The following is a 13,146-nucleotide window of genomic DNA, read 5'->3' as shown; positions in this document are numbered from 1 at the left end:
GTTTATTTTTTTTTCGCAGGCTTTCGCCTGCTTTTTTTTATTGTATGGGTGGGTTATTCAATTTTTTAATATAGAGCATAAACATAAAAGCAAAAAAAGATGTTTTAATTTTGTTACATTTGTAAGTCTAATTTGTGGTAAAATTTTATTAGACTTTTTAATAAGGAGTGTTATTGCGTGCTCAAACTGGAAAACATTTCTTATAGTGTTTCAGATAAAAAGATTTTAGACAATATATCTTTAAGTTTTTCTGTAGGAAAGAAATATTCTATTTTAGGTACTAATGGTGCTGGAAAAAGTACTATAGGATATTTAATTATGGGATTGGAAGATTACAAACCAACGGAAGGAAAGATATTTTTAGATGGAAAAGATATAACCCAAAAAAATGTGTATGAACGTTCAAGATTGGGAATAACTTTAATGTGGCAAGAACCTGCAAGATATGAAGGATTGAATGTTTATACTTATTTAACACTTGGTGGTAAGTTGGATGTGACAAAAGATGAAGTAGAGGAAGCCTTGGAGAAAGTAGGACTTGATCCATTTCTTTATATGAAAAGATTTGTGGATAAAAGCTTAAGTGGAGGAGAAAGAAAGAGAGTTGAACTTGCTTCAATCATTCTTTTAAAACCAAAATATGTTATATTTGATGAACCTGATTCAGGGATAGATATAATGAGTCTTGATATGATAAATAATATAGTTGATTATGTTGTATCTTATGGTGGTACACCAATAGTTATTACCCATAGAGAGGAAATGGCATATAATACAGATGAGGCGTATCTATTATGTGCGGGAAAGATCCTAGCACATGATAACACAAAAAAAGTTATTGAAATATTTAAAAATTTATGCAATGCTTGTGATCACCCCAACGTTCCTGTAACTAAGGAGTTGAAAATCGATGGACGTTAAAAGAGAATTTGAAACTATTGTAAAAACAGTTGAAAAATTAGGAACAGATGCATCTAAATTTCTAGATAAGAGAATTGCATCGATTATTATAAGTGGTGATAAAGTTTTAGGTTTGAACAATGTTGAAGGAATAAAACTTGTTCCAAAACAAATAAAAAATGGTGTGCAAGTTGATATGGAAATAATGGAAAATACTCATATTCCAATGCCGATACACGTTTGTACGGGATATATTGAGAAAACAGGATTGCAAAATGTGGTTTTTAATATCAAGGTTAGAAAAGGTGCAAGGGTAAAGTTTTTATCACACTGTGTTTTTCCACAAGCAGAGGATTTTACTCACAATGCTGTTTCAAATGTTGTAGTTGAGGAAAATGCCGTTATGGAATATATAGATGAACACTATCACAGTGATTCTGGGACTATAAATCTTATTACAAAGACTTATGCTGTAGTAAAAAAAGGCGGTGTTTACAAGAATTCCTTTACTTTGACAAAAACACGAGTGGGAAAATTAGACGTTCTCATGGATGTAAAATTAGAGGACTTTGCCGTTGGTGAAATGGTTTCTAAAGTGAAAGCCTCAAAAAGTGATGAAGTAAGCATAAATGAAATATTAAGGCTTGATGGAAAGAACTCAAAAGGACTTGCAAAAACAATAGTAGTTGCTTTAGATGAATCAAAGGCAAAAGTTTTAAATGAAGCATATGGTAATGCTTCTTATTCTAGGGCGCATATATCATGTGAAGAAATAACAAAAGGTGATAAGATAGAAGTTGCAACTGTGCCAGTTTTAAAAATAAAAGATGACCTAGCAGAACTTACACATGAGGCATCTATTGGAAGGGTAAATCAAAAGCAACTAGAAATGTTAATGGCAAAAGGTCTTACAGAAGATGAAGCAACAGAATTAATTATAAAAGGGCTTTTACACGATTAACCCAGCATGATGCTGGGTTTTTTATTACAAGAATTTAATTAACGTGAACTTAGTTTTACTCTGATAGTCTAAAATGTAGATATGAAATTTAGTTTTTGGGGAGGGTAGAGGTGCGAAAAAAGGTTGTTTTTCTTGCATTGATAATTTTTGTGTTTTTTAGTTGTGTGTTTAGTAAAGAATTAACTGTAGGTTTGTATAACAACAAACCATTAGTTTATTTTGGAAAAGAAAAACCTAAAGGTTTTTTTGTTGATATTTTAAACGAGATAGCTAAAAGAGAAAATTGGACGTTAAATTATGTATATAACGATAATTTTTCTGTATTGTACAATAAATTAAAACAAGGAAAAATAGATATACTTTTGGATTTAGCGTATTCAAAAGAAAGAGAGAGAGAGATTAGTTTTAACAATGAAAGTGTTTTTGTTAATTGGGCACTTATATATTCGTATGATAAGAAGTTGAAATCTATATTAGATTTGAATAATAAAACTGTAGCGGTTTTAAAAGATGATATTTATTATGTAGGAAAAGAAGGAATAAAAAAACTTGCAGAAAGATTTAAGTTAAATATACAATTTCTAGAGGTTGCATCTTATGAAGAAGTGCTTAGGATGGTAAGTGAAAAGAAAGCATACGCAGGAGTAGTTAGCAGAATATATTTGGGGGAGACGTATTCTTTGTCCAAGACACCGATAATTTTTTATCCAGTTGAGATTCGTTTTGGATTTTCCAAAGATATTGATAAAGAAATAATAGATAAAATTGATTTTTATTTAAAAAAATGGAAATCCGATAATAGTTCTATATATTATATATTACTTGATAAATATTTGTTAATTGGTAATGAAACGGTACCAATTTGGGTAGAAATGGTTGTTTTTGTAAGTTTGATTTTAGTTTTTACTGTTTCTTTTTTGCTTTATTTACATAGAAAAGCATTGAAAAAAGCAACTAAAGAACTTTTGGAGAAAAACAAAAAATTGAAAATTTTGTATAAAGAAAATAAAAATTTTTCTGAGAGTCTTTACAAAATGATTGATTTGTTGTCTAAGATGGTGCCTGGACAGGATTTAGAAAGTTTTTGTAAATATGTACTTGAGACTGCTATACAAATTGTTCCAGAAGCAAATTATGGAAGTATAATCCTTGTAAATGAAAAAAACAAAACTGCAAAGTTTGTTGCAGCATATGGTCATGATTTAGAAAAACTCAAGCAGATTAATATGTTTGATGCAATGCCTTTAAGTGAGAATATAAGGATAGTGAAAGATATTATCAATACTGAAAAAATAAAAGAACTTTCAAAAAAAGAGTATGAAATATTGGTAGATGCTTCAAAACCTATGAAAGAAACTTTGGTTAATGAGATTCAATTAACCCCTTATTTGTGGATAAGGCTTTTGCTAGATATAGACGTAAATAGCAAAGAGGCTTTTTCTGAACAATCAAGAAAATTGATAAAGGGGTTGGGTAATTTAGTAAAAGCCTTTTGGCTTGAGAAAATGTCAACTGAAGAGATAAAGAATGCATATATGAGATTTGCAGAAAAACTTTCAACTATAGCAGAAGCTTATGATGATGTAACTGGTGAACATATTTACAGAGTTGGAAAAATTTCTGGATTTATTGCAGAAAAGTTAAATCTTCCAATGGAAAAAGTGAAAGAGATAGAATCGTTTGCCCCTTTGCATGATATTGGTAAGATATTTGTCAGTAAAAAACTGATTAGGAAAAACGGAGGATTAACATATGAAGAATTTGAAGAGATGAAAAAACATACAATATATGGTGCAAAGCTTTTGGATGATCCATATTTTGAAACAGCAAAAAAAATAGCCTTATACCATCATGAAAAATACAATGGAAAAGGCTATCCATTTGGCTTAAAAGGGGATGAAATACCAATAGAAGCACAAATTGTAGCTATTGCAGATGTATATGATGCATTAAGATCTCCAAGACCATATAAAAGGGGATATACGCACGAGGAAGTAGTAAAAATAATACTTGAAGGTGATGGAAGAACATCTCCGGATGATTTTAACCCAAAGATTTTGGAGATATTTAAAAAGTATCATTTAGAGATCAAAAAAATTTACGATGACCTTTCACAAGGTATTGCTTCTTGATCGTTTGTTGTAAATAATTTTTTGTATTGTTAAAAGTGTTATTCCATCCATGAGATTGTGGATGATTGCTGGATAGATTAAACTTTTTGAAAGTTGAAATGTGTATCCAAGGATTAGAGAAATTACAAATCTAATGGGAAAAAGTTGTAAAAAAACCCTAAACGTTTCATTTTTAGTCTTAACATTTAAGATGTGAAACAGTGAAAATATTACACTAGTTAAAGTAATAGAAATAAAAAGATTGATGCTTTTATTTAGATATGTTTGTATTAATCCTCTGAAAAAAGTTTCCTCAGTTAACCCCACAAAAAAAAACACATAGATTATCTGCCATTTTGACCTTATTTTTAGATAACTAAAATTTTCTATCTCTTCTTTTTTTGCTTTTTTTGCAAAGATATAAGAGAGAATAAAAATAGGTATTCCAAATATTGCTATGAATGTTAATCCTGTTTTTAAATCACCTATTCGAAATCCCATTTCTTTAATGTTTATCTTTAATATGTAAGCAAATGTTATAGAGTATAATATAGTTATGGGAGAAAGTATTGTTTGAATTTTAAAAATATCCCTTGTGATCTTAAATAACTTATTGGATATTTTTTTAGAAAGTGTTATGTACAAAAGAATTATTGCAAAGATATTTATTAAAGGGAAAAGAATTTTCATTTTATCACCTTGTGTTAATTATATCAAAAAAAGGGGGGGATTAAATGGTAAAGTTGATAAAGAATGCCACAGTTTATACACCTAAGTATATTGGAAAAAAGGATATTTTAATTTTAAATGGAAAGATTGCAATTATTGAAGAAGGGATAAATATTGATAATTTTCCATTGGATATTCAAATGTACGATTTTTCTGGAAAAATTGTTGTTCCAGGGTTTATTGATGGACATGTCCATATTACTGGCGGAGGTGGTGAGGGGGATTTTTCAACTAGAACACCGGAAATTAATTTGAGGCAATTAATAAAGGGAGGAATTACTACTGTAGTAGGTTGTTTAGGAACAGATGGTATAACTAGAAGTCTTGAAAATTTGTATGCAAAGGCAAAAGCATTGAACAAAGAAGGTGTAAATGCTTTTATTTACACGGGTTCTTATGCAGTTCCACCTGTAACCTTTACAGGTAGTATAGCAAAGGATATTGTATTAATTGATAGGGTTATTGGTGTTGGAGAGATAGCAATTTCAGATCATAGATCAACTCAACCGACTTTGGAAGAGATAAAAAAGATAGTTTCAAATGCTAGATTGGGAGGACTTATTTCTGGAAAAGCAGGTATTGTTAATTTTCATGTTGGTTCTGGTAAATTTGGAATAGATTATTTGTTTGATATTGTAAAAGACACAGAAATTCCCATAATCAATCTATATCCCACCCATATGAATAGAAATAAAAAATTGTTGGAACAGGGGATAGAATTTGCAAAAATGGGTGGTTTTTTTGATTTAACCACAAGTTTTTCAACAAATGAGGATAAAATTAGAACGGTAAATTATTTAATGGAATGTTATAAATCCAAAGTAATTGATAGAGTTACTTTAACTTCGGATGGTCAGGGAAGTCTTCCAAAATTTGACAAAGATGGTAATTTTATAGGTTTGCAAATTGGAGAAGTTACCTCTTTATATGAAATTGTAAAGACAAGTGTGAAAAAAGGATATTTGCCGTTAGAAGAAGCGTTAAAGACTATAACGGTTAATCCTTCTAGGGTGTTAAAACTTAAATTTAAGGGTAGATTAGAGAAAGGTTACGATGCGGATTTAGTTGTGTTAAATGAAAATTTGGAAATTGATAGTGTTGTAAGTCGTGGAGATTTTTTGATGTACAAAGAGAAAATAGTGAAAAAAGGTACTTTTGAAGATTAAGAAGGCAAACATTTTAACAAGATATTTATAAGGGTAGAAGAGAAAAATAATAAAAATAATGATGTTAATGTAAAAGAATGTAAAAAAATCTTATTCGAAAGTAATAAAAACGGATGTTTTATGATATAATATAATGTTGGAACAGTTTCCAACAAGTTGTAAACTAGTTTTTTTGTTGTAGTAAAATAATCTTGGAGTATTTTAAAAAAGGAGGGGAAAGTGTATGAAAAAGTTATTAGTATCTCTTTTAATGATTCTGATGGTTTTCAGTGTATTTGCAGTAAAAATTACCATTTGGACATCTGAGGCACAAGCACCTATTCTTACGAAATTAGGTGATGAGTTTAAATCTATTTATGGAATTGACGTAGAAGTTGTGCAAGTTAACTTTAACGATATAAAATCCAAATTTTTAACAGCAGCCCCAGCTGGTGAAGGTGCTGATATTATTGTTGGTGCACATGACTGGGTTGGAGAACTTGCAGCAAATGGTCTTATTGAACCAATTCCAGTTCTTCCGGAAAAAGACAAGTATTTACCCACTCCACTTAAAGCATTTACTTATAACGGAAAACTTTATGGTATTCCATATGCTTTTGATGGACCTGCTTTGATTTACAACAAAGATTACGTTGAGAATCCACCAAAAACATTTGATGAATTAATCAAGGTTGCAAAGCAAATTCAAGAAGAATATGAAGGAGAAGTAAGGGGATTAGTTTACGATTTCAAGAACTTTTACTTTAGTAGTTATGCAATCTTTGGCTTTGGAGGATATGTATTTGGTGAAAAAGATGGAAAAATAAATGTAAAAGATATAGGTCTTGCAAATGAAGGAGCAGTAAAAGGATTGTCTTTGATAAAGAGATTAGTTGATGAAGGGCTTCTTGAATCAGGTGACAATTACAATGTTATGGACAATATGTTTAAAGATGGACAAGCTGCTATGATTATTAATGGACCTTGGGCAGTACCCGGATGGAAAGAGGCAGGTATAGACTTTGGAGTTGCCCCAATTCCTGAACTTGAACCAGGTGTGAAACCAAAGCCATTCTTTGGTGCACAGGGATTTATGGTAAATGCAAAATCCCCAAACAAACTTTATGCAATTGAATTCTTGACAAAATTCATTTCAACAAAGGATGTAATGTACAGAATTTATCTTGCAGATCCAAGGGTACCATCTAGAAAAGACGTATTGCCAATGGTTGATGACGTAACAAAGGCATTTGCAGAATTCCTTGGAAATTATGGGCTTCCAATGCCAAATGTCCCTGAAATGGCAGGCGTATGGGGAGCAATGGGAGATGCACTTTCAAAGGTACTTGACCAAGGAATACCAGTAGAACAAGCTTTGAAAGAAGCTGTTGATACGATTTTAGCTGGAATTAAGTAAAAAATATTTAGGGGGGAGTAGCCCCCCCATTTTTATCGGGAGGAGATGAAATGATTAGGTTTTGGAAATTTATAGGGTATGTATTTCTAGCTTTGTTTAATGCTTTTTCTATCTGGGGAGCATTATTTTTATTTTCCAGAGGTTTTTATGAACTTTCCATTACTTTTTTTGTTTTGGTATTTTTAATTGACTATTTTATTTTCAGTAAAGGTGCGTATCCATATAGATATATGATTCCTGCCGTTATTTTACTTTTTATCTTGGTATTGTACCCTATTGCTTTTACAATTAAAACGGCCTTTACCAATTATGGAACAGGTCATATAATGACTCGTCAAGAGGTAATCGATAGGCTTTTAACGGATCCGGTTTATACGTATGTACCCGATGAAGGGAAAAATTACATTTACGAAATTTTTGTTAGATACGAGGGAATTAATCCTACGGGAGATTTTAAGATGTTGGTTTACGATGAAAACGGAGAAAAATATGTTGTTGGAAATATAAAGCCCATTAGAATGCAAGCGGGGAAGATGATTTTAGGTGAAGCACATTTAATACCACTTGAAAAGTACGAAGTTATGAAGGAAAATGGAAAAATAATTACGATAATGGACGGGGATAAAACGTACAATTATTTTTATTCACCTGTTGATAAAGAGACGGCTATTAATGAAGTTTTTTTTAAATCGAAAATTGCATTTCCTATATTAAGTAAAGTTGAAATTGTAAATAATAGAAGGGAACGCCTATCTTTGAGGTTTAGTAACGATGGAACTTTAAAGTTAGTTGAAATCAAGCACCTTTATAGAATGGCGCTTTCAGAAGTGGTAGAAAATGGAAAAACTGTTGCGAAAGCAACGCTTATTAACGATTTGACTAATAGACCACTTTTGGAAGAAGATGGTACTTTTTATGATTTTGATGAAAACGGTGATAAAGTTCCCATTTTGGGGTATATTTCTTACTTGGGTGGGGAAAATTTCACAAAAATATTTACAGATCCAACAATTTCAGGACCATTTACAAAGATCTTTTTGTGGAATTTTACATATGCGGCACTTAGTGTGGTATTTACATTTGCAATAGGACTTATTTTTGCCTTGGTTTTGAATAACAATACTTTGAAAGGAAGAACCCTGTATAGAACTTTACTTATTATTCCATGGGCTATTCCCGCGTTTATTTCCGTTTTGATTTGGAAGAATGGATTTTTCAACGAAACGTATGGAGTTTTGAATAGATTTGTTGTAAATGGCTTGTTTAACAAAGAATCTATTAAATGGATGACCAATCCATTCTGGGCGAAGGTTTCTGTGTTAATAGTTAACACATGGCTTGGCTTTCCGTATATGATGACGGTGAGTTTAGGTGCATTGCAGAGTATTCCAGAAGAGTTATATGAAGCCGCTTCAATAGATGGTGCGTCTAAGTCTAAAAGGTTTTGGAAGATTACTTTTCCACTTTTAATGACGACTATTGCACCATTGCTTGTGGGGAGTTTTGCCTTTAATTTCAACAACTTTGTTAACATATACCTATTGACTTCAGGTGGGCCTGCTATTCCAAACACTAGTACACCTGCAGGTGCTACAGATATCTTGATATCTTATACCTACAAACTTGCATTTGAAGCAGGAAGAGGACAAGATTTTGGCTTTGCAAGTGCAATATCCATACTGATATTCTTTATAGTGGCGGGCATTAGTTTTGTTAACTTTAGAATATCAGGTTCTTTTGAAGAGGTGAATAGATAATGGTTGTAAAAAAGGGCAATTGGTTGGTTCATATAATTTTAATAATCTTGATTGTTGGTATATTATTTCCCGTGGTGTGGGTTGTTTCAACCTCACTGAGGAGGGATAATGCTGCTTTTTCTTCAAAATTGTTTTCTTCTAGGATGAGTTTGCAAAATTACAGGGACCTTTTATTTCCAGAAGAAAATGTTTTAAGGTTATTAAGTGACATAGAATCCATTACCACCAATTCAAGACCATATGATGAAAAGCCAGTAGAATTTTTGGTGGAAAAATTCAATGAGGATATAAAAAGGTTAGAAGGTTATTCAAAAGAGTCTAGAAAATTGGTTGATATTACGGATAAAAAATTTGGTGAAATCCAAAGTTTTGTGAAAGAAAAATCAAGAGATATTATCCAAACGATTTTAGACACTTCAAGTAATATTAAAGACAAAATAGATATTGAAAAGCCTTCTGAAAAGATGTTTTCTTTTGCGATGCTTGATCTTTTGGATGAGGGGAAGATAAAAAATGTAGACGTAGATCAAAAATACAAAGAAATGTGGATGAAGGAAGTAAAATCTTTAAAAGAGGATGTTTCAAAAAAAGAAAGCGAGATAAAAAGTATTGAGTCACAAATTAATATTTTAAAGAAAAAAATGGATAATCAAAAAGTTGAATATGAAAGATTGAAGCCTATAATTGAAAGTTCAATTATTCCACAAATGGAAAGTTTTAATAGAACACTGATGGCAGCATACGAGATATTGGAAAATCCTTCAAATATCAGTACTTTTATCACAGAAAGTGATGAATTTTCACAATACTTGAAAGTTTTTGATGTAATAAAGAACATTTCAAAGATACAACTAAAGGATAAATTTAAAGACTTAATTGATGAATTATTAAACAATGCACTTAAGGTAAAAACTTTGTGGGAAAACTATAACCAAAAAAATGTCACAAGCTATGGTGATTTTTTGTCTATTATTAACCAATTTAACATGAAATCTTTTAAACAGTTAAATGAAGCAAAAAATGTGCTTGAAAATTTTGCAATTATTGAAAAAGACTATTTAGAAACTTCAAATGAATATTTGCTTCTTTCAAATAGACTAGAAAGTAAAAGAAAAGAATATGAAGACTTAAAAGTTAAACTTGCCGATGTAGAAATGCAACTTTTAGATGCAAAGGCATACATATTATCTGATAAATTATTTAAAGATATCGAAAGATTTGAAAGTAAGGTATCAAAGTATAGCCTTCCGAAGGATATTAATAAACTATACATAGCTTTAAAGTCTTTTAGAAAAAGTATAAATGGATTTTTAAGTTATGTTTCAAACAATGAGTTAAAAAGTAGTGTAAGAGGTGAATTAAGAAAGTTGGAATGGATTGATGATTACAGGGATTTAATCAAGAGGTATGGAAAGTTTTCAAAAGATGTTAAAGTATTTATCGATAATTTTGATAATTATGTCAAGTCTATTAAAAAAACAGGAGAGAATGCAATTTATTCTGCAAAAAATGGTGTTAAAATTAGAATATTATCTCTTTCTCAACTTTTTACAGAAGTACAATCAAAATATCCATCTAATATAGCATCTAGTATGAGTATTGCTTCAAAAGCTGCGGCTGACTTGGTTGATAAATTTCCCGTTGAAGGGTTAAATGTAAAATTTAAGGAAATTGATAAAAGACTTTTTAGATTTGATCAAATATGGAAACAGAAGCAAAGACATTATCTTTGGAAATGGATATTTAATAGTGTTGTAGTTGCAGGACTTGTTTCAATAATTACCACATTTGTAAATGCATTGGCCGCTTATCCGTTCAGTAGAATGAGGTTTAAGGGAAGGAAATACGGTATAATGTCGTTGTTATTAATTCAGATGTTCCCAGCTATTATGTATATGATTGCACTGTATGGATTTTTAAGCTTCTTAGGAAGGTATATTCCATGGCTTGGATTAAATACATTGGGTGGATTGATCTTTGTGTATCTTGGGAATATAGCGTTTAATATGTATTTGATAAAGGGATTTTATGATACAATTCCAAGTTCTCTTGAAGAAGCGGCAATGATTGATGGCGCTACAAGGTGGCAGACATTTTGGAGAATAGTTATTCCACTTGCATCTCCTATATTGTCTGTTGTGGTAATATTAACCTTTATGGGAACATTTAACGAATTTGTTTTGGCAAAAATAATTCTCCAGGATGTAGAAAAGTACACTTATGCGGTAGGACTTTGGACATTCTCAACAGGGCCATTTGAGACTGAATGGGGACTTTTCTCAGCTGCGGCACTTGTAGGAATGCTCCCAATGGTAATACTCTTCCTTTCGATGCAAAAGTATCTTGTTGGTGGTTTGACAAAGGGTTCGGTAAAAGGATAGTTGAAATTATCCCCGGTTTTTTGAGAAATAAAGCCGGGGATTTGTTTTTTGGAGGTAGGTATATGAAACCCGTATATGAAAAGAGTATTGTGTCTTTTGTAAATGTCTTATTGAAACACTTTGGTGTTTCTCCATATCATGAATTTAAGGAAATGGAGGAATATCTTTTCCCATTTCTTGAAAAAAAAGAAAAGATCATAGTAGTTATATTGGATAGTTTGGGTTTTAAAAAATTTAAAGAATTAGGTGTAATTTTTGAAAATTACACAAGATTAAGTAGTGTTTTCCCCACTACAACAGTTGCAGCTGTTACGAGTATTATGACCGGGCTTACACCAAAAGAACATGGTCTTTTAGGATACGTCCAATTTTTACGTGAAATAGGAACATTGGTTAATATGATAGATTTTAGTTTTCCAGGGATGAGTGAAAATAGTTTTGCAACCCTTGTAAAGAAAAATATCAAAAGACTTCCAAACGTTTTTCAACTTTTAAAAAAAGAAGGTTTATATGGTGGAGTGCTTACCGCTCAAAATATTGCAAATTCCGGGCTTTCTTTTCTCATACAAAATAACGCCAATGTGTTAACTTATTATTCCACACTAGATATGCTTGTAAAGTTGGAAAGAATGTTAAGAAAAGATTTTAAGGGAATTTTATTTACATATTATGGAACTATAGATGGGATAGGCCACAAGATGGGACCAGATAGTGATTCATATGAATATGAGGCAAAGTATATATTAGAATGGTTTAAAAAATTAAATGCAGACAAGAAAACAAGAATATTTATATTGGCTGATCATGGTATGATTACCACACCAAATGAAAAAAATAAGTTTATGGGGAGTGAATTATTAAAATTCCTAAAGATTCCACCAGCAGGTGAGATGAGGATGATGTATTTTTATGTACAAAAAAATAAAAAGGAAAGGTTTCTAGAATATATGGAGGAAAAATACTCTGGAAAATTTGAAATCTATCCATCTAAAGAGTGTTTAATGGAAGGATATTTTGGTATAGGAAAGGCGCACCCTGAAACGGTGCACCGGATAGGAGATTATGTGCTTATTTGTAAAGATAACTATTCGTTTACTTATACCTACACAGGTGGAGAACAAAAACTCAAGGGAATGCATGGTTCTCTTTCTTACGAAGAACTCTTTGTACCACTAATTATAATCTAAATCTTACTACCTTCACTGTACATATCAAATGTATCGTTTTCATTTAATTTTAGAGTTAGCTTTTTCATGTGTTTTTTTTCTTCTTCAATAATTTTTTCCAGTGCATCGTTATTTAAAATGAGCATTTTTATATCATTGTAGAATATAATAGAATCTTTTTCAACTTCTATTGCAAGTTTTAAAGCTTCCTTTATACTTTGTGGAATCTTGTCGATATTTAATTTTGGAAATATAATATCATCTGCAAAAGCTTTTAAATATCCGATTTCCTCTTCGTTTAAATTTAGGTTTTCATCTTCATGTTCTTTTAATATATCTTCAAATATTTTTGCATGTTCCCTTTCCTCGTTAGCAAGTTCTAAAAATAACTCTTTTAATTTTCCAGAAGAAATATTTGATAGTTTTGTATAGTATGAATATCCCGCACCTTCAATTTTTAGAGCAACTCCCAACAATTCACTTGTTGTCATTTAAAAACACCTCCTTTTTAAAAAGGTGTTTCCTAAGAGGAAACACCTTTTATAATTTAAAATTTGATAAGTATTGATTTAGACCTTC

The 13,146-nt window shown here is 31.0% G+C and carries 10 protein-coding genes; 8 read left to right on the top strand and 2 right to left on the bottom strand.

From position 1 onward, the window contains the following. Positions 1–177: 177 nt before the first annotated feature. From XJ44_RS03395 to XJ44_RS03385, 3 genes are all read left to right on the top strand, one after another. Positions 178–921, top strand: a complete 744-nt coding sequence (locus XJ44_RS03395) for an ATP-binding cassette domain-containing protein (protein WP_075665656.1) — start codon at positions 178–180, stop codon at positions 919–921. Next, positions 911–1,861, top strand: coding sequence for a SufB/SufD family protein (locus tag XJ44_RS03390; protein WP_077198060.1), 951 nt, complete (start codon positions 911–913; stop codon positions 1,859–1,861). Before XJ44_RS03395 ends, XJ44_RS03390 begins: the two co-directional genes overlap by 11 nt. A 110-nt stretch (positions 1,862–1,971) precedes the next feature. Next, complete coding sequence (locus tag XJ44_RS03385; protein ID WP_077198059.1) at positions 1,972–3,993, top strand: HD domain-containing phosphohydrolase; 2,022 nt, start codon at positions 1,972–1,974, stop codon at positions 3,991–3,993. Here XJ44_RS03385 and XJ44_RS03380 read toward each other — a convergent pair. Further along, a complete protein-coding gene (locus tag XJ44_RS03380) occupies positions 3,973–4,662 on the bottom strand; it encodes a CPBP family intramembrane glutamic endopeptidase (protein ID WP_077198058.1) in 690 nt (229 codons plus the stop codon). The two genes, XJ44_RS03385 and XJ44_RS03380, sit on opposite strands and share 21 nt — an antisense overlap. Before the next feature lie 44 nt (positions 4,663–4,706). Between XJ44_RS03380 and iadA the strand changes: the two genes are divergently transcribed. From iadA to XJ44_RS03355, 5 genes are all read left to right on the top strand, one after another. Beyond that, on the top strand, positions 4,707–5,867 hold the full coding sequence (gene iadA, locus XJ44_RS03375; RefSeq protein ID WP_077198057.1) for a beta-aspartyl-peptidase: 1,161 nt from the start codon (positions 4,707–4,709) through the stop codon (positions 5,865–5,867). Between the two features lie 223 nt (positions 5,868–6,090). Further along, complete coding sequence (locus XJ44_RS03370) at positions 6,091–7,263, top strand: sugar ABC transporter substrate-binding protein (protein WP_075665651.1); 1,173 nt, start codon at positions 6,091–6,093, stop codon at positions 7,261–7,263. A gap of 50 nt (positions 7,264–7,313) precedes the next feature. Then, positions 7,314–9,020 (top strand): ABC transporter permease subunit, encoded by a 1,707-nt coding sequence (locus XJ44_RS03365; protein WP_077198056.1) that lies wholly within the window; start codon positions 7,314–7,316, stop codon positions 9,018–9,020. Next, positions 9,020–11,401 carry an ABC transporter permease subunit gene (locus XJ44_RS03360; protein ID WP_077198055.1) on the top strand — a complete coding sequence of 794 codons (2,382 nt, stop codon included), beginning with the start codon at positions 9,020–9,022 and terminating at the stop codon, positions 11,399–11,401. The genes XJ44_RS03365 and XJ44_RS03360 overlap by 1 nt, the downstream gene beginning before the upstream one ends. Before the next feature lie 62 nt (positions 11,402–11,463). After that, positions 11,464–12,588: an alkaline phosphatase family protein gene (locus XJ44_RS03355; protein ID WP_075665648.1), complete on the top strand. Its 1,125-nt coding sequence runs from the start codon at positions 11,464–11,466 to the stop codon at positions 12,586–12,588. Here the strand turns inward: XJ44_RS03355 and XJ44_RS03350 are convergent. Further along, on the bottom strand, positions 12,585–13,058 hold the full coding sequence (locus XJ44_RS03350) for a ferritin-like domain-containing protein (protein ID WP_075665647.1): 474 nt from the start codon (positions 13,056–13,058) through the stop codon (positions 12,585–12,587). The genes XJ44_RS03355 and XJ44_RS03350 overlap by 4 nt on opposite strands. Between the last annotated feature and the right edge of the window lie 88 nt (positions 13,059–13,146).

This window comes from Thermosipho affectus, assembly GCF_001990485.1.
In the GTDB taxonomy this organism is placed as follows: Bacteria; Thermotogota; Thermotogae; order Thermotogales; family Fervidobacteriaceae; genus Thermosipho; species Thermosipho affectus.
The sequence above is the reverse complement of the archived record's forward strand: the minus strand, read 5'-3'. Positions and strand labels throughout refer to the sequence as shown.